Source organism: Flavobacterium sp., from assembly GCF_044341265.1.
Lineage (GTDB): Bacteria > Bacteroidota > Bacteroidia > Flavobacteriales > Flavobacteriaceae > Flavobacterium.
Genome location: NZ_JBIISA010000040.1, coordinates 1 through 24,150 on the forward strand (window position 1 = coordinate 1; position 24,150 = coordinate 24,150).

The 24,150-nt window shown below is 31.9% G+C and carries 13 protein-coding genes; 3 read left to right on the forward strand and 10 right to left on the reverse strand.

Going from position 1 to position 24,150, the window contains the following annotated elements; all coding sequences use genetic code 11:
• The 5 genes from ACIQ06_RS14605 to ACIQ06_RS14625 all read right to left on the reverse strand — a co-directional run.
• Nucleotides 1–788: hypothetical protein (locus tag ACIQ06_RS14605; RefSeq protein ID WP_396147586.1), on the reverse strand; the 788-nt coding region annotated here is incomplete at its 3' end.
• A gap of 538 nt (nt 789–1,326) precedes the next feature.
• Nucleotides 1,327–3,192, reverse strand: coding sequence for an OmpA family protein (locus ACIQ06_RS14610; RefSeq protein WP_396147588.1), 1,866 nt, complete (start codon nt 3,190–3,192; stop codon nt 1,327–1,329).
• Between the two features lie 20 nt (nt 3,193–3,212).
• Nucleotides 3,213–4,133, reverse strand: a complete 921-nt coding sequence (locus ACIQ06_RS14615) for a type IX secretion system membrane protein PorP/SprF (RefSeq protein ID WP_345092137.1) — start codon at nt 4,131–4,133, stop codon at nt 3,213–3,215.
• Nucleotides 4,134–4,173: 40 nt separating this feature from the next.
• Nucleotides 4,174–9,561 carry a gliding motility-associated C-terminal domain-containing protein gene (locus ACIQ06_RS14620; RefSeq protein ID WP_396147590.1) on the reverse strand — a complete coding sequence of 1,796 codons (5,388 nt, stop codon included), beginning with the start codon at nt 9,559–9,561 and terminating at the stop codon, nt 4,174–4,176.
• A gap of 324 nt (nt 9,562–9,885) precedes the next feature.
• The gene (locus ACIQ06_RS14625) at nt 9,886–10,467 is read right to left on the reverse strand and encodes a tRNA-(ms[2]io[6]A)-hydroxylase (protein WP_396147592.1); all 582 of its coding nucleotides are present in this window, start codon (nt 10,465–10,467) and stop codon (nt 9,886–9,888) included.
• A gap of 61 nt (nt 10,468–10,528) precedes the next feature.
• Between ACIQ06_RS14625 and ACIQ06_RS14630 the strand changes: the two genes are divergently transcribed.
• Nucleotides 10,529–11,755: a glycosyltransferase family 4 protein gene (locus ACIQ06_RS14630; RefSeq protein ID WP_396147594.1), complete on the forward strand. Its 1,227-nt coding sequence runs from the start codon at nt 10,529–10,531 to the stop codon at nt 11,753–11,755.
• Nucleotides 11,756–11,930: 175 nt separating this feature from the next.
• Here ACIQ06_RS14630 and ACIQ06_RS14635 read toward each other — a convergent pair whose 3' ends face one another.
• The 5 genes from ACIQ06_RS14635 to porU all read right to left on the reverse strand — a co-directional run bounded on the left by ACIQ06_RS14635 (nt 11,931) and on the right by porU (nt 20,373).
• On the reverse strand, nt 11,931–13,544 hold the full coding sequence (locus ACIQ06_RS14635; RefSeq protein WP_396147596.1) for a 2-oxo acid dehydrogenase subunit E2: 1,614 nt from the start codon (nt 13,542–13,544) through the stop codon (nt 11,931–11,933).
• 2 nt (nt 13,545–13,546) lie between these two features.
• Nucleotides 13,547–14,545 carry a pyruvate dehydrogenase (acetyl-transferring) E1 component subunit alpha gene (gene pdhA, locus ACIQ06_RS14640; protein ID WP_298178646.1) on the reverse strand — a complete coding sequence of 333 codons (999 nt, stop codon included), beginning with the start codon at nt 14,543–14,545 and terminating at the stop codon, nt 13,547–13,549.
• Between the two features lie 173 nt (nt 14,546–14,718).
• A complete protein-coding gene (cdd, locus tag ACIQ06_RS14645; protein ID WP_396147598.1) occupies nt 14,719–15,201 on the reverse strand; it encodes a cytidine deaminase in 483 nt (160 codons plus the stop codon).
• Nucleotides 15,202–15,269: 68 nt separating this feature from the next.
• Nucleotides 15,270–16,508 (reverse strand): type IX secretion system outer membrane channel protein PorV, encoded by a 1,239-nt coding sequence (gene porV, locus ACIQ06_RS14650; RefSeq protein WP_396147600.1) that lies wholly within the window; start codon nt 16,506–16,508, stop codon nt 15,270–15,272.
• Between the two features lie 37 nt (nt 16,509–16,545).
• Complete coding sequence (gene porU / locus ACIQ06_RS14655; RefSeq protein ID WP_396147603.1) at nt 16,546–20,373, reverse strand: type IX secretion system sortase PorU; 3,828 nt, start codon at nt 20,371–20,373, stop codon at nt 16,546–16,548.
• 198 nt (nt 20,374–20,571) lie between these two features.
• Here porU and gldJ point away from each other — a divergent pair, with 198 nt between their 5' ends.
• Nucleotides 20,572–22,308, forward strand: coding sequence for a gliding motility lipoprotein GldJ (gene gldJ / locus ACIQ06_RS14660; RefSeq protein ID WP_344817356.1), 1,737 nt, complete (start codon nt 20,572–20,574; stop codon nt 22,306–22,308).
• Nucleotides 22,309–22,374: 66 nt separating this feature from the next.
• A complete protein-coding gene (gene murF / locus ACIQ06_RS14665) occupies nt 22,375–23,658 on the forward strand; it encodes a UDP-N-acetylmuramoyl-tripeptide--D-alanyl-D-alanine ligase (protein WP_396147605.1) in 1,284 nt (427 codons plus the stop codon).
• The last annotated feature ends 492 nt before the right edge of the window (nt 23,659–24,150 follow it).

A 24,150-nucleotide genomic window follows, 5' to 3' on the forward strand; every position in this document is an offset into this window, starting at 1 on the left:
TATTCAGAAATATTGGAATAAAAACCTTCAAAATGTTCTAATAAATATTTATCTGCGTTTTTCTTATTATATAATTGTTGTGCTGTTTTTACATCAGTAGGAACAAAACAAATAAAATACTTTTTAAATATATCTTTAAATGACAATTTTGATTTTAAGAAAATCATATCGTTTATTCTTATATTTTTCTCATTTATTTTTAATTCAAAATGTCCACTTTCATTGAAAAATAACAACTCTTGGGTTAACTTAAAATCACTTTCTTTATTCCAATAATCTACCATTCTAAATTTTGCAATTGCCATATCTTGATTAGTTAGCATAACATTTTGCTTCTTAGCATAAGAAAATAGCATCCAATATAATAAAGGCTGCAATAATTTAGAATTTTCATTTGTTTCGGTATACTCTTTTTGAAACTCATCTATAAATGTTAAAGTCAAATAAAATAGTTTTTTATATTGATTATAGCCTATTTCAACTTTTAAAACCTCAGCTATCTCTTGAGAATTTGTATTCTTATCTTTTGTAATATTATTTTCCAAAGAAGACTTATTAGTTAATGAAAAATACAAAACAGAATAGTAAGTAGCAATTAGAAAAACAAACTGCGATAGACAAATTATAAAAAAAGCTAAAAAGTAAGGATAAAAAAGACTTAATGCCCCTGGAAGCATTTTTGACAATGGCAATAATATTTGCGTTAATGAAAACATAGATATCACTATCGCAATATAGGTTAACATCCATTTCCCAAAACCTAACTCCTTATAGGAATGACTAAGCATATAACCTATTGACGCTATACAAACTATGGAAAATATTGAATCTAATCCAACTATAATCAGCCTCGACAGAAAATTAAAACTATCACCAATTTTGTCAGTTATTGTAAAAAAACAAATTACAAGTGAAAAAACAATAAAAACATTTATTACCCACTTTTCTTTTTTAACAAAATATAGAGTAAACCTATTTTTCTTTTTAATTGGAAAAAATGCTAAACTCAAAAAAAGAAAAAGATTATTCATAGAGGATAATATCCTGTCATTTATTATATAGGATAATGTAAACTCTTTTAAATCAAAAATTTTATATAAGGCAACAACCGACCATGAAAAAATAGCAAATATTACAAACAACAATCCTTGATTTATGTGTTTAAATTGTATATTTTGTCTACTTTTTTTCGAATGAGAATACCATAAAAGATATAAATAAGAAGCTATTGAAAAAGTAATTCCAAATAAACCAAGTAAATAAAACTGTTTAAATGTCATAAATGTTTATTATTATCTTTAAAAAACAAATATAGTTTTATTTTTATTACTTAACAATCAAAAATTCTGAACGTCTGTTTAATATATTTTGCTCTTCAGTACATGCATTACCACAATTAACTATTGGCTCTAATTCTCCCATTCCTTTTCCAGATATTCTGCTAGCATCTATGCCTTTAGAAATAATATATTGAACCGTAGATTTTGCTCTTCTATCTGATAATGATAAATTGTATTCATTACTACCTCTGTTATCGGTATGTGATTTAGCCATAATGACCATTTTATCATTATTTTTCATAACTTGAATCAACTTATCTAACTCAAAGGCGCCTTCTTGAGTGATGTTACTCTTGTCAAATTCAAAATAAATTGGTTTTAAAATAATCTCAGTTTCTGTTACAATAACATCTATTGGTTGCAACGGAGCATCCATTTTGTACGTTGGCCCTTTACTTTTAGTTACTGTAAAGATATTGCCTTCGAAACCATCTTTTGAAGTTTGTATCAAATAAACTTTATCACACTCTACTTTATAATTCACCTCGCCTTTTGCATTAGACACTTCAGTTGCAATTACATTTTTTTTCTCATCTAAAATAGAAACACTAGCATTTGTGAGTGTTTCACCAGTTTTTGCATTAGTAACCACGATATTGACATCAACGCTACAAACCTGGTTTACTACATAGATATCATCATTTCCATTTCTGTTACTTGACAAGAAACCAACTTTTTTACTTTCGTTAAATGTGAAAGCAAAATCATCCTTCTCTGTATTTATAGGTTTTCCTAGATTTGTAGCTTCTCCATTTGTTAGATCAATTTGGTAAACATCTAATCCTCCCAAGCCTTGTCTTCCACTTGATGCAAAAAACAAAGTTTTATTATCATCTGCAATAAAAGGAAAACTCTCATTTCCTTCAGTATTTACATTGTTACCTAAGTTTTTGGGCTCACCAAAAGAACCATCTGCATTCACAACTACTTTCCAAATATCAATTCCACCAATACTTCCTGGTCTGTTGGAAGAAAAGTATAATGTTTTGCCATCTCTACTTAGACTTGGATTACTAGTAGAATAGGTTTTGTCATTAATTGATAATGGCGTAATTTCTCCCCATACACCAGCATTTTTAACCGCTTTGAATAAATATATTTGACTTAATTTAGTGTTAGCCTTTTTGTCTTTTTCAGATATTTTTTCTTTAAAACTTTCACTTGCAAAATACATAGTATTTCCATCAGTACTTATTGTAACTGGACCATCATGCCATTTTGAATTCAATTCAGAAACTGTTGTAGGATTGATAATAGTTCCGTCTTTGTTAAAATCTGCTTTGTAAATATCTAAAAAAGGTTCATCTGTCCAACCATAGTTTTTTCGCGCACCATTTCTAGCACTAGCAAAATACAAAATGTTGTCATAAAGTACTGCCCCAAAATCTGATTTATCACTGCTAATATCCGATGATTTCACATCATATATTTTTGATTTTTCAAGTAATCTTGGAATATAATTAGGGTTTTCTTTGAAAGCTTTAGCACGATTATCATTTGGTGAAAGTGAAGCAAATTTTTGCATTTGTTTGTTCGCTTCTTCATATTTATTACTAGCTTTCAACATTTGAGCATAACGAAAATATGTCTCAGCATCTTGATTGGTCTCTATTGCTTTGGCATACCATTTAACCGCTTCAGTTGAATTAAACATGTTGTAATAAGTATCAGCTAATTGTTTGTAAACATAAACATCTGCTTTTCCGTTATCAACTAACTTTAGATATTCTTTAGCAGCATCAAGATATTCAAATCTATTGAATAATTTATCAGCTGCTTTGGTTGCTGCATTTTGTGCAGATACATTAAAACTAATGGCTACAAAAGTAATGGCTACATATAGATTTTTCATTTTTTTGGTATCTTATAAGGTTAGAAATATCTTGGTGAACGTGATACTTTTTTAGAGAAATTCAAATCAAATAATATCATAAACTCATGAGAAGCTGGCGCTACTGCCCTTAAATCAGATACAATGTTATCATATGCATATCCGATTCTTAAACTTGGTGTAATAGCAAAATTCACCATAGCTCCAAAAGAGTCTTCCAATCTATAAGTTGCTCCTAACTCTAACTTATCATAAAACATAAAGTTAGTTGAAACATCAAAAGATGTTGGTGCGTTAACTGATGATTTTATCATAGCAAAAGGTTTGAATTTTAAATTCGGATTCAAATCAAACACATATCCTCCAGTTAAGAAATAATGAATAACTTCGGTACCATATTGTCTTCCGTTAAAATCTAAATACTTTGATTTTAAAATATTTGGAACAGAAAATGCAACGTAATATTTATTGGTATAATAAAAAACTCCAGAACCAATATTTAAAAAAGTACTACTTGGGTTTGCAGCATAAAACGGATCGTTTATAGTAGGATTAGGCAGTGTTGGATAAATTCTTGCAAAATCAATTTTATGCAACGTAGTTCCAGCTTTTAAACCGAAAGCTAATTTATGTTCACCACCTAAACTTAAAGTATATGAGAAATCTCCATAAATATTATTTTCTTGAACAGGACCAACCTTATCTGAAATTACAGAAAGACCCAGACCAACATTTCTACCAACAGGACTATGGATAAAGAAGGTGCCTGTTGTTGGCACTCCTTCTATTCCAACCCATTGTGATCTATACAGCAATCCTCCTGACAAACCTTCTTTTGAACCAGCATATGCCGGATTTACAACACTCATATTATACATGTATTGCGTGTAATTTGGATCTTGCTGCGCTTTTAACTCGTTAATTACTAAAGTCAATATAGCAATGAAATATAGTTTCTTCATTTTGTGTTTGTTTGATTTTGAATACAAATTATACAAAGGGTTATTGTGTTCTATTGATATAAATCCAACCCGTTATGGCTTCTCCATTATTTCTGTCAATTACATAATAATAAGTACCATCTGGAAGTTCGTCTCCATTATCAGACTTTCCACCCCATTCGTTTGTATAATTACTTTTTGAATATACTTTCATACCATATCTGTTGAAAATTTGTAAATATTTAACACCTAGATTTGACAATTCAAAAACATCATTAAATCCATCATCATTAACAGAAATCCCTTTTTGAATTGAACAAAAATCATTTACAACAACAAATTGAGCATTATTATTACAATTATCTGAGTTAGTTGCTACTGCAGTATAAGTACCTTCATTTGTTATCACAATTGAATTCCCTTGACCAATCATTACATTATTATAAAACCATTCAATTGAGTTAATATTTTGATTTTGTTGAACAACATTCAAAACATAATTTTCGCCATCACATCCACCAGATATTGTAAACTGAGGAATTGGATTAATTGTAACCGTTAATGTTGTATTTAGTGAACATTGTCCACTGTTTGGTGTGAAAGTATAAATTGTCTGTCCAAGTATTGCATAATCTATTGTAGATGGATTCCAAGTTCCGGAAATTGAATTATTTGATAATGTTGGTAGCAATACTTGTGCTGAAACATTTCCTTGACAAGCTGTCAAACTTGTTCCAAAACCAAATGTTGGAGTTGTTTGTGGAGTTATAGTAACTACAAAAGTTGTAGTTGTTGCACATTGTCCAGCATCTGGTGTAAAAGTGTAAGTTCCGTTATTTGTATTACTTACTGTACTTGGCGACCAAGTACCTGTTACAGAGTTTGACGATGTATTTGGTAATGTAGGCACCGCTCCACCTGAACAAATACTTAATGAAGTTCCAAAACTAAATGTTGGTGTTGTTTGTGGAGTTATCGTAACTGCAAAAGTTGTGGTTGTTGCACATTGTCCAGCATCTGGTGTAAAAGTGTAAGTTCCGTTATTTGTATTACTTACTGAACTTGGCGACCAGGTTCCTGTTATTGAGTTTCCTGATGTATTTGGTAAAGTTGGAACTACTCCTCCTGAACAAATACTTAATGAAGTTCCAAAACTAAATGTTGGTGTTGTTTGTGGAGTTATTGTAACTGCAAAAGTTGTGGTTGTTGCACATTGTCCAGCATCTGGTGTAAATGTGTAAGTTCCGTTATTTGTATTACTTACTGAACTTGGCGACCAGGTACCTGTTATTGAGTTTCCAGATGTATTTGGTAATGTTGGAACTACTCCACCTGAACAAATACTTAATGAAGTTGCAAAACTAAATGTTGGTGTTGTTTGTGGAGTTATCGTAACTGCAAAAGTTGTGGTTGTTGCACATTGTCCAGCATCAGGTGTAAAAGTGTAAGTTCCGTTATTAGTATTACTTACTGAACTTGGCGACCAGGTTCCTGTTATTGAGTTTCCAGATGTATTTGGTAATGTTGGAACTACTCCACCTGAACAAATACTTAATGAAGTTCCAAAACTGAATGTTGGTGTTGTTTGTGGAGTTATCGTAACTGCAAAAGTTGTTGTAGTTGCACATTGTCCAGCATCTGGTGTAAAAGTGTAAGTTCCGTTATTTGTATTACTTACTGAACTTGGCGACCAGGCTCCTGTAATTGAGTTTCCAGATGTATTTGGCAATGTTGGCACAACTCCACCTGAACAAATCGTTGATGAAGTTCCAAAACCAAATGTTGGTGTTGTTTGTGGAGTTATCGTAACTGTAAAAGTTGTGGTAGTTGCACATTGTCCAGCATCTGGTGTAAAAGTATAAGTTCCGTTATTTGTATTACTTACTGAACTAGGTGACCATGTTCCTGTGATTGAGTTTCCTGATGTATTTGGCAATGTTGGCACAACTCCACCTGAACAAATACTTAAAGACGTTCCAAAACTGAATGTTGGTGTTACATTTGGAATGTTATCAATCACAGTGACACAAAATTGCTGCGTACAATTAGTATCCAAATCGGTTACGACGACACAATAATTTCCTGCACATAAATTGATAGCTGTTGCCGAAGTTTGAGCTTGAGGATCGTTCCATAAATAACTATAATTCCCAGAACCTGTTGTAACACTAACTGTTGCACTTCCGTTGCATGTAGAAGTAGGTGGTGTATCACAAATTCCATTATTACAATTTATCAAATTAATACTTCCTGGAATGTCTCTTTGCCATGCTCCACCGTCAGGTATTCTACTAAATGTATTTCCTGTTGAACTTAATCCTTGTAATGTAGTTTGTCCAACATAATTGATTAACGTTGGATTCAATTGATAAATAGCTTTAGCAGACAATAATGACAAACTATTTGTATTACATAATCCAAGTGAAGAAGGAATGCAGGGTGCATCATCTAAATCATCATCTGTTGTTATTTTTGAGCTTTCATTAGCGCCTACTGTCCAATAAATGGCATCTACTGGAGTTCCATTCCCATCGTTGAGAGCAACCCAACCGTCACCATTGGCTAATACAAATTGATTGATAATACAATAGTTAGACGTCAAAGTGGTATTGTAATCAATGTTTGCAAGATTTGAAGAAGCAGTAGAAGTTCCAATTACATAATGCGCTTTTGGAGCAAGAATAGTACCTGAAGGAATTAGTATTGTTCCTCCTCTTGAAAGAGTACTTCCAGGATTTGAATTTGGTCTTGCTGCTGTTGCAATGGTATAACAAGATAAATCTACTGGAGAACATGTTGGATTGTAAAGCTCAATGTATTCTGCACCATTAGCAACTAATCCTTGAGCCGTTAATGGAAAATGCATTACTTCATTTATAACTACTTTTGTCCCTGTTGGCGTACAGCCTGATGAACTTGCGCTACAAATTGTATTTGGATTTGTATTTATTCCACCTGTAATTTCTGGATTAACAACAACTGTAATATTTGTAATAGTTGCGCATTGTCCAACATCAGGAGTAAAAGTATAGGTTGTGGTTGTTGTATTGTTTATAGCTGGCGTCCAATTCCCTGTAATCCCATTATTTGAAGTAGAAGGTAAAACAGTTGCAGGAATAGTTTCACCAAAACAAAATGGGTTCGGAGTGCTAAAAACCGGAGTAATTATTGGATTTTGTAATGAGATACTTGAAGGTAAGGTCGTATTACAACTATTAATTACAAAACTAAAATTAGAATAGGTACCAATGCCTAAATTAGGAATGATAATTTGTCCAATAGCATTAGAAGTTAAGTTATTTGGTCCAATCGGTGATGAATTAAAATTATAGCTTAGTGCATATACTTCATTTGCTGTTAAACCTGAAATTGTAATACTTCCATTTGTACCATTACAAGTTGTTGGATTAGAACTGCTTATTGTTGGCTCTGCAATTATGCTAAAATTAGCTTTATAATTAGTACCTCCGTTATTCAAAATAATAGTATCATCACATTGAGAGGTAGAATTAAAATCTCCAGTTACATCATAGTATACTTCAAGTATATAATCTCCAGGCGGAACGTTGGTTAAATTTATTGGAGCATCGCATCCAGGTTGGGATACACATTGCCATTTTTGCTGACCTAGAGCACAAGGACCACCTCCAATAATAAACTCACTTGTACCAGTATTGCAATCACTAAAAAAAGATAAATTTCTTGAAGTAAATGCACCTCCAGTTCCTGAATTTAAATAATAACGATAATACATTTTGGCACCACATACATTAGTGGTTAGATTTTTATAAGTTTTTACTTCTGAACCTCTCAAAATTAAAGTTGAAGAGTTTTGAACATGTACTCCAAAATCTTTTATAAAAGTATTACCAGGCTCTTGATTAATTAAATCAACTCCAGCTCCAGTAGTATTGTAAAATTTACCATTTCCTACATCTGTACAATCATCCATCCATATTGCAGTAGCATATGCCCCAAAATCACAATTATTAACAGTTATGCTTAGCGTAGTTGTTGATGCACATTGACCAGCATCTGGCGTAAAGGTATATGTTGTAGTTGTTGTGTTGTTTAAAGCAGGACTCCACGTTCCTTGAATTCCATTATTTGATGTTGTTGGAAGTGGATTTAAAGTTGAACCAACACAAACAGGACTTGGAGTGTTAAAAGTAGGAACTACAGAAGAATTTACAACCACATCTATTGATTTAGTGTCTGTACAACCATTATTGTCAGTAATAGCAACTACATAAGTACCAGATGCCAAAGATGTGACATTGTTCAATGTTGGATTTTGACTACTACTAGTAAAACCATTAGGCCCTGTCCAAGACCAACTTGTGCCATCATTACATGTTAAATTCAATGTTCCGTTGGCACAAACTGGGGAATTACTAGCTAATGTGGCATTAAGTACACAATTAGAACAATCTAATGAAGCACCAACTGTTTCTATATAAAAAGGAGAAACTGATGCTCCTGAGCCATCAACTATGAAATAATAAAAATTTCCAATTGTTAATCCACTTAAATTAAGTTGATTATTTTTTGTAGAACCATTTGTATATTGAGGCGAAGAATAAGTATCATTGCTACTTAATGCAGGACAACCTCCATTTAGAATAGTATTATCTGTTGGTGTACAAGGATTGTTATCAGCACCTGCATTTATTGCTAAAATCTGTAAATTACCAGTAATAGCAGATATGGTTATTCCTACAGAAGACTGCGCAGCTCTGAACTTAAACCAAGCAGAATTGTTTTGGGCAGCATTCCAACTACAAGAAGCAGTGTTTGGATTGTACATATCTCCTGGTTGATTGGTGAAACCATTATTAGATGCAACTATAATCTCAGCTGAACCTAAACAATAAGGAGTAGAACAATTATCATAACTATTAAGTGTTGTATAATCTTGAACAGTGAATGGTGACTTGAATACTAAATCTACTCTGTTAAATCGTCCACCAGTTGCTGTTGATGTTTCTGTTATAGTTACTGTCCAAACACCATTTGGATCAATACCATTGAATCCTGTGAAATTATCTTGGGAACGATAGTAACCAATACTAAATGGTTCAGCGGTTCCACCATGCTCAAAAAGTCTTCTTAAATAAGTATTGTATCTAAACTTCGTATTAATTTGTTTAACAAAAGAATTTGGCAAACCACCAGTTGAAACCAAATCTATACTAGTAGTTCCTTTAGTTAAAGTTATTCTGTAGGTATTGTAATTTCTTGTATTACCATCATCGCCCATGTGAAGGTTTACTTGTACTAACTCAAAAATATTTGCATTTAAGTTTGGAAGACCAGAAACTGTTATAGTTTTTGTTAATGAACCATTCCAAGAACCTGCGGCACTGACAGTAGAATTTGAAAAAACTTGAGAAAAACTACAATAATAACTTATCAAAAGAATTAATGTGAAATAAATATTTTTTTTCATACTTAACCTATTTTATTTAAAAGATTGGCTAAAATAGTAAAGAATATTCATTACAATTCATTACAAAATAAGATTAAATATTATTATCATACATATTTTCAAATGATTTTATTTATTTCTTTTTGATAAGATATTGATTACTTATCTAATATATATAACTATATTTCAGTCTTAAAAAAGACATAATGAGATCATGGAATAAGTAAAGTACTTTATATTTATAGTTAAAATTATTAAAGTTGAATAACGAATCAATATAGTTTATAAAAAAAACTCCTTAGACAACTAAGGAGTTTTTTTATATTATTTTATGATGGCATTTGATTAACCGTGAACCGTTTCTGATTTTCCGTAATTGCTGATTAGTTCTCCTTCAAATTCTAGCCATTCTGCCCAACGTTTGTCAACATCAACTTTTTCTGTGTATTTTCTAGCAAATTTTAGAAAAGTTGTATAATGACCTGCTTCACTTATCATTAATTCTCTGTAGAATTCTGCTAGTTTTTTATCTTCAATATTTTGAGATAATACTTTAAATCTTTCACAACTTCTGGCTTCAATCATTGCTGAAAACAATAATCTGTCTATAAAAGAATCATTTCTACTTCCATCTTTTTTCATGAATTTGAAAAGTTCGTTTACATAGTGGTCTTTTCTTTCTCTACCTAATTTTAATCCGCGCTCCTTAATTATGTTGTGAACCATTTGGAAGTGTTCTAATTCTTCTTTAGCTATTTCCAACAAATCAGTAACTAATTCTTCATGTTCTGAATTATAGGTTATGATTGTAATAATGTTTGTTGCTGCTTTTTGTTCGCACCAAGCATGGTCGGTTAGAATTTCTTCAATGTTTGATTCAACTATTGTAACCCATCTTGGGTCGGTTTTTAATTTTAGACCTAACATTTTTGTATAATTTTAATTTGTTGTAAAATTAAATCTTTTCTTTGTAATTGTATTTGATATTATGCTAAAATCTAAAACTTTATTAATTATTGGCTTTGTTTGGCCTGAACCAAAATCTTCTGCGGCAGGAAGTAGAATGATGCAATTAATAGAATTGTTTCAAGCAAATGGTTATGAAATAACTTTTGCAAGTACAGCACAGAATTTAGAATTTTCAGAAGATATTTCAGTTATAGGAGTTACTGCAAAAACTATTGAATTAAATTCTTCAAGTTTTGATAATTTTGTTATAGAGTTGAATCCAAATATCGTTTTGTTTGATCGATTTATGGTGGAAGAACAATTTGGTTGGCGTGTTTCAGAAAGTTGTCCAAATGCTTTGAAAATACTAAATACAGAGGATTTACATTCTATGCGACAAGCAAGACAGCTAGCAGTTAAAGAAAATCGTAAATTTACTTCGGAAGATTTGTTTTCGGATGTTGCTAAGAGGGAAATTGCGAGTATTTTACGTTGTGATTTGTCCTTGATGGTATCGGAATTTGAAATGGAATTACTTCAAAAGCAGTTTACTATTTCAAAGGAATTGATTTATTATTTACCAATTTTTGCTGAAAAATTAAATGATGTTCCAACATTTAATGAACGTAATGATTTTGTTTTTATTGGAAACTTTTTGCATGAACCAAATTGGGATTGTGTAAAATATTTATCTGAAATAATTTGGCCTCTATTAAATAAGAAATTACCTGATGCTAAAATTTTGATTTATGGAGCTTATCCTTCACAAAAAGTTTTGGAATTAAATAAGCCTAAACAAAATTTCTATATTAAAGGAAGAGCAGATGATGCTTTAGAAGTTATAAAAAACGCTAAAGTTGTTTTAGCACCGATTCGTTTTGGTGCCGGAATTAAAGGTAAATTACTTGAAGCGATGCAATGCGGAACTCCAAGTGTTACATCTGCAATCGGTGCGGAAGCTATGTCTGGAGATTTTGAGTGGAATGGTTTTGTGAAAGACAATCCAAATGATTTTGTAGATGTAGCTGTTCGACTTTATGAAGATGAAAACTTATGGCAACAGTGTCAGGAAAATGGATTTGAGATTTTAGATAAACGTTACAAAAAAACACTTTTTGAAAAGGATTTTATTGCTGAATTTGAATCGATTTTGGATAATTTAAAGCAACATCGAAATAATAATTTTATTGGTTCTATTTTGCAACATCATTTAGTTTCTAGTACAAAGTATATGAGTAAATGGATTGAGGAAAAGAATAAGAAATAATAGCGTTTTTTTACTCTGATTTCTATTCAATACATTACCTAATTAGCCCTGATTGGAGTGGCACGAAGTAGAACGGAAAGCAGGAATATGGAAACCTAAAATGCCCGAACCATTCGCTTCAAAATAAAAAATCCCGCTCATTACTGAACGGGACTTATATTTATATCACTTTTGGCTAAGCTAACATCGTCACTGGATTTTCGATAAACAGTTTTAATGTTTGTAAAAATTGTGCTCCTGTTGCACCATCAATTGTTCTGTGATCGCATGCTAATGATAACATCATTGTGTTTCCAACAACGATTTGACCATTTTTAACAACTGGTTTTTCGATAATAGCACCAACTGAAAGGATAGCCGAATTTGGTTGGTTGATGATAGAATTGAATTCAACTATACCAAACATTCCAAGATTTGAAACGGTAAATGTACTTCCTTCCATTTCGTTTGGAAGTAATTTTTTTGTTTTGGCTCTTCCTGCTAAATCTCTTACACTTCCTCCGATTTGAGACAAACTCATTGCATCGGTAAAACGTAAAACAGGAACTACTAATCCGTCTTCAACAGCTACTGCAACACCGATATTCACGTGGTGATTGATGGTAATTGCATCTTCTTTCCATTGCGAATTGATTTTTGGATGTTTTTTCAATGCCATTGCGCAAGCTTTGATTACCATGTCGTTGAATGATACTTTGGTATCTGGCACAGAATTAATCATTGCTCTTGATTTCATTGCTTCATCCATGCTTACTTCAATGGTTAAATTGTAGTGTGGTGCTGTGAATAAAGATTCAGCTAAACGTTTAGCAATGATTTTTCGCATTTGCGAATTTTTAATTTCTTCTGTAACAACTTCGCCTGCAGGAACAAATAGTTTTGCAGCTGGAGTTGCTTGTGCTTCTGGTTGTGAAGTCGTTTGTGTTGCAGCAACTGGAGCCGAAGCTGTAAAGTTTTCTACATCACTTTTAACGATTCTTCCGTTTTCACCTGAACCTTTTACTTGAGAAAGACTGATTCCTTTATCTTTAGCTATTTGTTTTGCTAATGGAGAAGCGAAAATTCTTCCGTTATCTGAAGCTGTTGTTTCTTGAGTTGATTGAGACGCGACAACTGGAGCAGCAGTTTCAGTTTTTGCAACTACTGGTGCTTCACCACCTTTTGAATAGTTTTCAGCTATTCCTGTAATATCAGTTCCTGCCGGTCCGATGATTGCTAAAACGCTGTCAACTGGTGCAGATCCACCTTCTTGAATTCCAATGTATAATAAAGTTCCTGCATTGAAGGATTCGAATTCCATTGTTGCTTTATCGGTTTCAATTTCAGCAAGCATGTCACCTTCTTTCACAGTGTCTCCTACTTTTTTTAACCAAGTCGCTACAGTTCCTGTTGTCATTGTATCACTTAAACGTGGCATTGTTATAACTTTTACACCTGTAGGAATTGCTACAGCTACTGAAGGAGCAGAAGCCGCAGGAGTTTCAATAGCTGGAGTAGCTTCAGCTTTTGGAGCCGGAGCACCACCTGCTAATAAAGCAGAAATATCTTCGCCTTCTTTTCCGATGATGGCTAATAATGAATCAACTGGAGCAGTTTGACCTGCTTCAATTCCGATGTGTAGTAAAACACCTGAATTGAACGATTCGAATTCCATTGTAGCTTTATCAGTTTCGATTTCAGCTAAAATATCACCTTCTTTTATTGTGTCACCTACTTTTTTAAGCCATGTTGCAACAGTTCCTTCTGTCATAGTATCGCTCAAACGAGGCATGTTTATTACTGTTGCCATAATTATAGTCTATGAGGAATGAAAGGATAATTTTCTTGTTCGTACACTACATCGTAAAGTTGTTGTACTTCTGGGAAAGGAGATTCTTCTGCAAACTTTTCGCATTCGTCAACTAAGTCTTTTACTCGTTGATCCATTGCTTCAATTTCAGCATCAGTTGCGTATTTTTTCTCCTTTATGATGTCAAGAACTTGAGTAATTGGGTCAATTTTTTTATATTCTTCAACCTCTTCTTTTGTTCTGTATAATTGAGCATCCGACATAGAGTGACCTCTATAACGGTATGTTTTCATTTCTAAAAATGTAGGTCCGTCACCACGACGAGCTCTGTCAATTGCTTCTTGCATAGCTTCAGCAACTTTCACAGGATTCATTCCGTCAACTGGTCCGCATGGCATTTCATAACCTAAACCAAGTTTCCAAATATCTGTGTGATTTGCCGTTCTTTCAACAGAAGTTCCCATTGCATATCCATTGTTTTCACAAATGAAAACTACTGGAAGTTTCCAATTCATAGCCATGTTAAAAGCTTCGTGAAGGGAACCTTGACGTGCAGCACCATCACCAAAATAGGTTAAAGTTACACCACCTGTTTCAAAATATTTATCAGCAAAAGCCATTCCTGCTCCAACTGGAATTTGTGCACCCACAATACCGTGACCACCATAAAAACCATGTTCTTTAGAGAAAATGTGCATAGAACCACCCATTCCTTTTGATGTTCCTGTTACTTTTCCGTAAAGTTCTGCCATTACTTTTTTAGGATCAACACCCATTGCGATTGGCTGAACGTGATTACGATAAGCTGTAATCATTTTGTCTTTAGACAAGTCCATTGCATGGATTGCTCCAGCAAGAACTGCTTCTTGACCATTATATAAATGTAAAAATCCTCTAACTTTTTGTTGAATATATACAGCGGCTAATTTGTCTTCAAATTTTCTCCAAAACTGCATTTCTTCGTACCATTGAAGGTAAGTTTCCTTTGTAATTGGTTTCATTTTTTAATGAATTACGTTGATTAAATGTATTGTAATCGTATCACAAATTGTGAATTATCAAATTTGCGAATTGCAAAAGTAAGATATTGATAGTAGAAGTAAAAATAATTCAGAATTAAAATAGCATTTTTTAATAACTGTTTATTCTTAAATATCAACTATATCGTTATAGCTTACAAGGATGTTTTGTCAAACGAAAGCGGCAATAAATTATTTATAGAATTTGACTTATAAACTTCTCCAGATTCGCCCATAAAATAGATTTCAATTGGAGTCTCTTGTTTAAATTCATATTCAGCAATGGATTGTCGACATGCGCCACATGGTGGAATTGGTGATAAGGTAGGATTAGAATCCGATGCTGCTGTTATTGCTAATTTCACAATTTTTGCATTTGGATAAATAGCTCCAGCTTGAAAAATTGCTACACGTTCAGCACATAAACCAGAAGGATAAGCCGCGTTTTCTTGATTGGAACCTAAAACTATTTTACCATTATCTAACAATATTGCTGCTCCAACTCTAAATTTAGAATATGGTGCATATGCATTTTTACGTGTTTCAATAGCTTGATTCATTAATGTTTGAATCTCGCTTGGTAATTCATTGATTCCGTTGAAAACCGAAATAGTGGTGTTAATGTTTATTTCTTTCATTATTTATAGAGGAAAAAAAATCCAAACTTCGATTAAGAAATTTGGATTGTTATTTAATTCATTACTTTTTAATATTCATCGTATTTATCACCAAAATTAAATGTAAGTGAAAAACGTAATGTGTTTTCTAATGGGTTTTTAACTTTTGAAGCAGAAAATAAATAAGAAACATCTACCTTAACTACATTATATTTGAATCCAGCACCAAGTGAAAAGAATCTTCTAGCACCTTTTAAAGGACTTTCATTAAAATAACCTAATCTCATGGCAAATGAATCTTGATAAGAATACTCTAAACCAGCTGAATAAGTAAACTCTTTTAATTCTTCTGAGAATCCACCTGGAGCATCATTAAATGATTTAAACATTCCCGAAACCCAGTTGATTTTTTTATAATTTTCATTATTTAAATCTCTAGCGGTATTTTCTTCTTGTTGAGATATTGTTCCATCTCCATCAATATCAATTAGTTTTGGCTCTTGAGGTGTAGGAACAAGAAGCTTAGCAAATTCTACACTTACACCTACTTTATTGTATTCATCTAATATAAAATCAAAGCCTCCTCCTAAACGCATATTGGCTGGTAAAAAGTTAGAAGAAATATCATTCTGTGTATTGTCATAACTTATTTTTGGTCCCATATTTTGAAAATTGAAACCCAAACGATATCTTCCATTAAATTCGTTAAAAGCAATTTCTTCAGATTGATAGAAACCTGCCACGTCAACTGCAAAAGTGCTTCCAGGGACTGCGTCAGTATTTACATCTGCAATTTTCAAATTTGATCGTATGTATCGACCTCCAACTGCCATACTGAAATGTTCGCTAAGTTTCAATGAATACGAACCATCAAGAGCTAATTCATTTGGTTTAACAACATTTGCAGGGTCATCAAAATTTTGTCTTAATTCGATTTCACCCAAGCTAAAAAAACGTAAACTTCCTGCAAAGGCACTTTTTTCATTAATTCTATTGTAATAGTTAACTTGTCCTAACGAAATATCATTCACTAACGCCGTTAAATAAGGTGTATAGCTTACTGCGAAACCTTGTTTATCTAATGCAAAAGCATATTTTGCTGGATTCCATTGCTGAGAATAAGCATCTGCAGAAGTAGCAACACCCTGATCTGCCATACCAGCAGCTCTTGCATCTGCTGCTACTAATAAAAATGGCACACCTGTAGTAATTACTCTATCTTGTGCATTTATGTTTTGAATTGAAAAAATAAGTAATACTATTAATAGTAAATTATTAATCAAGCTTTTAAAAATATTTTTTGTGCTTTTTTGAATTTCCGATTTCATTTTTATAATATTATTATTTAACAAATATAGCATTTTCTTAAAGTATAACAAGTTTTTCTATTTTTTCTGACTTATTGTTTGAAACAGTAGACCGAACAGTCAACTTATAAATATAAACTCCTTTTCCAATTTTATCTCCAAAATCATCTTTACCATCCCAAGTAATTTCTCTTGATAAAAATCCTTCTGTAGTAACAGTTTGATTAATTGTTTTTACCACTTTTCCGGTAATTGTCATGACTTGAACTTGTACTTCTAATGGCTCAAAAGGTTTGTTATGATTGAACCAAAACTGAGTGTAACTCACGAATGGATTTGGATAATTTAATACATTAGTCAACGTAATATCACCACTATCGGCAACTATAAACTGTATTTCTGCTGAAATGAAATTATTGTAAACATCCCAAGCTTTAAAAACAATTGTATGCAATCCTTTTGACAAATTCCTGAAAGGAAATCTTATTTTACCTTTGGTATAATCGTTCAGTTCCGTTTCATAATAATCGTTTAAAATAAATGGTCTGGTTTCATCACCATCTAAAATTGCTACAATATCATGACCAATTCCACTTGCTGTATTGATTCCATGTTCATCTTCAACAAAAGCCAAAAAGAAAGGCGATTCATTTGTTATTCCACCATTCACAAAACTTTCATCATTCATATACAAACGAACTCTTGGCGGAGTATTATCTGCAACCGCATTAGTATTAATGCCTCCAACTTTTATGTCTAAATTATAACCTGTTTTATCCAAAAGAATTTGATCTCTTTTAGCATAAAAACTCACTCTACCATTTCCTAGTGGAATTTTAATATCTCTTGGAACAACAAATCCAAACTCAAATTTACCATTATTTACAGAAGCATTTCCTCTAAAAATAGTTTCGCCAAGATTAACAAAACTCATTACAGGACTATATCCATCATTATTAAAAGTTGACTTATTGTAATTCTTATCAAAAACATTTACAGCCAACTCACCATTATAAGAAGAAAGTAAATTTCCATTATCATCTTGAACTTCGCCTGATAATTTAACATAACTCAATGCTTTTAAATCATCAATAGGTTGGGTAATTGAAACATCATTTACTTTTGTCAAAACAACTTTTGGCTTTGGAATAGAAAGCATTAATGCGGGATCACCAAGATATGCTATTACTCTGGTTGAAGAATTGTTATTACTTGAACCTTTGGCAAGTCGCAATGCTTCTGCAATTGAAACATATTGATTAGACCCATAAGAAAACAGTTTCTCAGCCAAAATATCATTAAATATTTCGGCATTATATTGCCCAATCGACCTAATTGTAGTAATCATAGAAATAGCACCGCCTTTTGGATTCCAATAAGTATATTCTCCTGCAGTTGGGCGATATGGATTATCAAATCTCGAAAACTCACAAGTGATTGTAATAAATAAAGGATATCTGAAACGATTATTAAAATCATAACCATCGAATTTATCCCAGATTCTTTCACCTGTTAAACCGTCTTCACCACCATGACCTAAATAATTAAAAACTAATGCTCCTTTTTCAAAAGCATTTATGATATCTTCATTGGCTTGAGGATATCGATCACCACCAGCTGAAGTTTGTTGTTGATAAGCATCTAACAATATCTTTTTGAAATTTATGAATGGCTTTTGAGCATTAATTACATCTGTTAAATTATTTTGTTTTTCTTGAAGTGAAACGTCCGAGACCTTATCAGAATCATCAGATATAGCAACATAGTTATTTCTCCAACTACCATAAGATTTTATATCATGATACTCAATAACCTTGTTTACCATTTCCTCTGCTTGTTGAACAGATGAAACTAACATTCTTCCAACTGCAATATCCGCACCAAAAGAATATAATGGATCACCTTCGTTTGTATCCATTAACGCAAAAAAGTCATCTGAAGCAAAAGACAATTCACCAGAATAATAACTATTTGTAGCATGATAAATTGGCACCACGTTTGTGTTATTCGGAATTCTGTCTTTAAAATCAAATGATGCATCACCAAATAAATTCAAATACTTAACCCTTTGACTTGGTGAAGAAGCATTATGATATACATACTTTACAAAATTCCTGATAGCTCCAATATCTTGTTTACCACCTCCAAATTCTTGATAAATATCATCTAGATTTACTACTTTAACATTCAAATTAGAATAACTCCTATGAAAGTTGGCTAATTTTTCTGCTTGTGCATTTATTGATCTTGGTGTAATGATAAGGTAATCTATGTCTTCAAAATTTCCTTGAGCATTGTTAAATATTGTACCTTTTAAATCTTGATTTGTAACCGATGTGTTATTTTCTTTAAGTGGAGTATACAAATCTGATTCGTCAATAGCAATATATTTTTTTTCAACTCCTAAATTAGATTTGAAAGAAAAACTACTTTGATTTGTATTTTTAACAGAAGTAACATTATAAATATCGGTAATATCCCATATTTGAGAAATTCCAGTTGCATTTGAAATCTGATATTGTACAACACCAGTTTGCAGCGGCGCATTATTGTATGTAAATCTAAATTGTTTACCAAAACCCGTTAAATTACTTTTACATGAAATACTTATATAATCTAAGTAACCTTTAGAAGTTGGAACACCATTATTATTGTAGGTAAGTTTAACATTAAAATTTGAAGCTCCTGGCACGTTGGAAACTAAAGAACCGTGAGAAGCCTCTGTTCCAGAATTCAAATCAACTTCTGGCAAATTTATTGTTCCAATATTTAGCGCGTTTACAGCTATTGAAAATGAGGTATCAACGAAAGAATTTCCTCCAGTATGAACAGTTACTTTTGCTGGAGAACTTGTAACAATATTTGGAAAGTTAAAATCGAATGTTTGCTCGTCTTCTATATTGAAGTTTTCACCAAACCAAACCCTGCCTAACCTACCAATATTAGTCAAATCAACCTCGTGAAATTGATAATCATCAAACGTGGTCAAATTTAAAGTGAACCCAGCCGAAGGTTGAGACATTAAACTTATCCTTTTCCCATCATCTCCAACAACATTTACATAGTAATAAGACCTATCAGAATATAAATTTAAATGTGTTTCATTTTCTTGACTCCAATTATCAACTCCTTCTGCATAAAACAAGATATAATCATCATTACCAAAAGAACCATCTTGTTCTCCAATAACTTGAATGGCATTTTCCTCTAAGTCATCTGGATAATATTGAGCATTTGACAAAGGAAGCATTCGTCCACCATTTCCATAAATCTTAATTTTAGTTGGATTTACAGAATTCATATCAAATCCTAAACTAGAAAGAAACGACTTAGATAATTTGTAAACACCAGATTTTTCTACATAAAAACGACTCCATTTTCCGCTAGATAAAACAGAATTTGAAATACTAAATTGATTTTGAAGAAAATTAGTTTTATTAGAAACAGAAGAAATGTTATACGTATAAGTAAATGATTTTACCTTTTTATAACCAATTCCATCTTTAATAATTGGATAAAATTGCAAGACAACATATTTTTTATCTCGAGCAATAACATTTTTCAATGATGCTGAAATAGAATTTTTAATATTTTCTTTTTTTAAATCTCCTAGTTGACTTTCTAGAATTGCTTCATAGACAATATCAGAAATCATCAAAGAATTTTCATCAATTAAATCACTAACTTCTACTTTACTTGTGAAAACAATTTCTTTCTTTGCAAAATCAAAATCATAGCTATCTGTTTTAAAAACAGGAACATTAACTTTATATTCGCCGAACGAATAATTAGTTTTATCAATCCAATCGATACTTATATTTTTACTTTGCTGTGCAAAAACCAAAACACCGCTAAATAGAAATAAATAAAAATAAATCTTTTTCATAGTACATAGTAACGCAATTATTTTTCAAATATTACTGAATGTAAAAATAAAATTAATATTTGAAATACAATAATAAACACAAGTTAACGTTAATAAATAGTTCAAGAAAAAATAATTTTTACTATTATTAAAAAAGATGTTGCAATTTCAAGGTTAATTCTTATATTGCGCCTCGAAAATTTATTACCTACTAAGAGTATGAAAGTAAACAAATTTATGGCAATCAGGTTGTTACTTGTACTAGCATTAATGGCTAGTGTATCAAGTTGTAGCAAAAAATCGAATTCTAAAGGTGGATCAAAAGCCACTGGATGGAAAATTAACGACAAAAAAGGTGGATTTCAGTATGCTTCTAAATTTAAAAAGCAAGCAACTGGCCCAGGATTAGTGTTAGTTGAAGGTGGAACTTTTACAATGGGTAAAGTTCAAGATGATCCAATGCATGATTGGAACAATACACCAAATCAACAGCACGTTCAGTCTTTTTATATGGATGAAACCGAAGTAACCAACCTTATGTACATGGAGTATTTAGATTGGTTAAAAAGAGTATTTCCTCCAGAAGAAGACAATTATAAAAATATCTATGAAGGTGCTTCGCCTGATACTTTAGTGTGGAGAAATAGATTAGGTTACAACGAAACTATGACAAATAACTATTTAAGACATCCAGCATATGCTGAATATCCTGTAGTAGGTGTTAACTGGATTCAAGCAACCGAATTTGCTAAGTGGAGAACAAATAGAGTAAATGAATCTATATTAGAACAACAAAGATTTTTGAAAAAAGATTCAAAAGTTGTAGATGTAAAAGCTGATGCTACATTTGACACAGAAACTTATCTAGCTGCTCCTACTAAAACTTATGGTGGAAATCAAGAAATTGTTTTACAAAAAGGACAAAAAGGTGGCGCTAAAAGCAATGGCGCAGCTGGTGCTGGTGGTGGAACTGCTAATGCAAATGGAAATAGTGGTGCTAAAAACGTTTACGCACAAAGAACTTCAGGTCTAATTTTACCAGAGTACCGACTACCAACAGAAGCAGAATGGGAATATGCTGCAGCTGCTGATGTAGGCCAAAGAGAATATAACATTTACAAAGGTCAAAAGAAATATCCATGGTCTGGAAGTTATACTCGTTCTGGAAAAAGACAAATTAAAGGTGACCAGTTAGCAAACTTCAAACAAGGAAAAGGAGATTATGGTGGTATAGCTGGATGGTCTGATGATGGTGCAGATATTACAAATAAAGTTAAATCATATCCTCCTAACGATTTTGGTCTTTATGATATGGCGGGTAACGTTTCTGAATGGGTTGCTGACGTTTACAGACCAATAATTGATGATGAAGCAAATGATTTCAACTACTTTAGAGGTAACGTTTACACTAAAAATAAAATCGGCGAAGACGGAAAAGTTGAATTAGTTACTCAAGAAACTCAAAAATTTGATACTTTACCAAATGGTAGAGTTATGGCAAGAAACTTTATTGGGCAAATTGCTCAAGTACCTGTTGATGAAAAAGAAACTTATTTGAGACAAAACTTTGACAAAAGCGACCACAGAAATTATAGAGATGGTGATAAACAATCTACTAGATATTTTGATTTCGGTTCATCAGAAGAAGGCGATGGCAAGTTAAAAGACGAACAAAGAATGTATGATTCTCCAAAACACAATGTATCTACAGACAGTATTGGAAACATGATTCGTAAATTTGACAAGTCAAGCAAAAGAACAACTTTAGTGAATGATGATGTTAGAGTATATAAAGGTGGTTCTTGGAGAGACAGAGCATATTGGTTAGATCCTGCACAAAGAAGATATTTCCCTCAAGATATGGCTACAGACTATATCGGATTTAGATGTGCAATGTCTAGAGTTGGACCAAAATCTGATTCAAAAAAATCAGCTAGAAACAAAAAGAAAAGATAATACATTTATACATTAAACAAAAAAGCCCTTTAATTAGGGCTTTTTGTTTTCAATTCATTTCTTAATATGGACATAAAAGATATCCACAAGCTTTTTTTACTATCAAATGATATTGTAATAGACACAAGAAAAGTAAAACAAAAATCATTTTTTGTTGCTATAAAAGGTGAAAAATATGATGCTAATACATTTGCAAAAGAAGCAATAGAAAAAGGTGCTATATACGCTATAATTGACAATCCGGATTATTACATCGATCATAGAACTATTATTGTACAAAATAGTTTAGTTGCTTTACAAGAATTAGCAAAATATCACAGAAACTATCTAAAACTACCCATAATAGCTTTAACCGGTAGCAATGGAAAAACTACAACTAAAGAACTAATACAAGCTGTACTATCAAAAAAATATAAAACCAAAGCCACATTAGGAAATTTAAACAATCACATAGGAGTTCCTTTAACAATTTTATCTTTCAATAGTGAAACTGAAATTGGAATTGTTGAAATGGGTGCTAATCATCAAAAAGAAATTCAATTTTTATGTGAAATTACAAATCCAGATTTTGGATATATTACAAATTTTGGAAAAGCACATTTAGAGGGATTTGGAGGTGTTGAAGGAGTAATAAAAGGCAAAAGCGAAATGTATGACTACATTAGATTTAATGATAAAAAAGTTTTTGTAAATATTGATGATAAAATACAAGAAGAAAAAACTAGAGACATAAATAGAATAACATTTAGCACTGAAATGGACAAAGCAAATGTTTTTATAAAAAGCATTACTGCAAATCCGTTTGTCAACATTCATTTCAATAATTCAGTGATACAATCACATTTAATTGGACTTTATAATGCAAATAATATAAATGCATCTATAACAATTGGGCATTATTTTGGGGTTTCTGATGAAGATATAAAGAACTCGATAGAAAGTTATATTCCCGACAACAATCGTTCTCAATTACTCTCAAAAAACACAAATGAAATCATTTTAGACGCCTATAATGCAAATCCTAGTAGCATGTTAGTAGCATTAGAAAATTTTATACAACTAGAAAAAAACAATAAAGTAATTATTATTGGTGATATGTTTGAATTAGGTAATGAAAGTATAGAAGAACACAAATCTATAGTCGAATATTTAAAAAGTGAAGAAGAAACAATTTGTCATTTTATTGGAAAAGATTTTTACTTAAATAAAAACAGTAAAAGTAACCACTTCTTTTATAAAGACTTTGAATCATTTGTTGTCTTTCTTAATGAAAATCATTTTTCAAATAATACAATTTTAATAAAAGGTTCACGTGGAATGGCTTTAGAAAGAGTACTAGAGTATATCTAATTAAATAGATTACTACTTTTTTTTACAAGACTCTCGTAAACTCATCAGACACTCTAGAACTTAATTATTTTCACTACCAATACTTAGTATAATTTTTATGGCGTGCCCCAAGGGTCGTGCTATCCGCTATATCTTTTCTTTTTTAAGAAAAGAAGAAAAGGATGCCGCTACTATCACTCACGCAACCTTATAAAAGAACACCACTTTCAATAAATAAAATTATAAACTATCCGCAATTTGGATAACGTTTTCAAATAGATAATAACGTTTGACTATGGTTATTCACTATCATTAGCGCTATATATAGTAAACTTAAGGCATACACATCTGTTCAGATAATTTTTACTCAATTTTCCTAAACTTGATATAAAACAAAAAACCTCTATCAAATAAATGATAGAGGTTTTCAAAAAGAAGGCGGCGACATACTCTCCCACAGTTATGCAGTACCATCTGCGCAATCGGGCTTAACTTCTCTGTTCGGAATGGGAA

Excerpts from the sequence above, each read along its gene's own strand:
- ACIQ06_RS14610 (WP_396147588.1), bottom strand. The coding sequence starts at position 3,192 with ATGAAAAATCTATATGTAGCCATTACTTTTGTAGCCATTAGTTTTAAT.
- ACIQ06_RS14615 (WP_345092137.1), bottom strand. The coding sequence starts at position 4,133 with ATGAAGAAACTATATTTCATTGCTATATTGACTTTAGTAATTAACGAG.
- ACIQ06_RS14620 (WP_396147590.1), bottom strand. The coding sequence starts at position 9,561 with ATGAAAAAAAATATTTATTTCACATTAATTCTTTTGATAAGTTATTAT.
- ACIQ06_RS14625 (WP_396147592.1), bottom strand. The coding sequence starts at position 10,467 with ATGTTAGGTCTAAAATTAAAAACCGACCCAAGATGGGTTACAATAGTT.
- ACIQ06_RS14630 (WP_396147594.1), top strand. The coding sequence starts at position 10,529 with ATGCTAAAATCTAAAACTTTATTAATTATTGGCTTTGTTTGGCCTGAA.
- ACIQ06_RS14635 (WP_396147596.1), bottom strand. The coding sequence starts at position 13,544 with ATGGCAACAGTAATAAACATGCCTCGTTTGAGCGATACTATGACAGAA.
- pdhA (WP_298178646.1), bottom strand. The coding sequence starts at position 14,545 with ATGAAACCAATTACAAAGGAAACTTACCTTCAATGGTACGAAGAAATG.
- cdd (WP_396147598.1), bottom strand. The coding sequence starts at position 15,201 with ATGAAAGAAATAAACATTAACACCACTATTTCGGTTTTCAACGGAATC.
- porV (WP_396147600.1), bottom strand. The coding sequence starts at position 16,508 with ATGAAATCGGAAATTCAAAAAAGCACAAAAAATATTTTTAAAAGCTTG.
- porU (WP_396147603.1), bottom strand. The coding sequence starts at position 20,373 with ATGAAAAAGATTTATTTTTATTTATTTCTATTTAGCGGTGTTTTGGTT.
- gldJ (WP_344817356.1), top strand. The coding sequence starts at position 20,572 with ATGAAAGTAAACAAATTTATGGCAATCAGGTTGTTACTTGTACTAGCA.
- murF (WP_396147605.1), top strand. The coding sequence starts at position 22,375 with ATGGACATAAAAGATATCCACAAGCTTTTTTTACTATCAAATGATATT.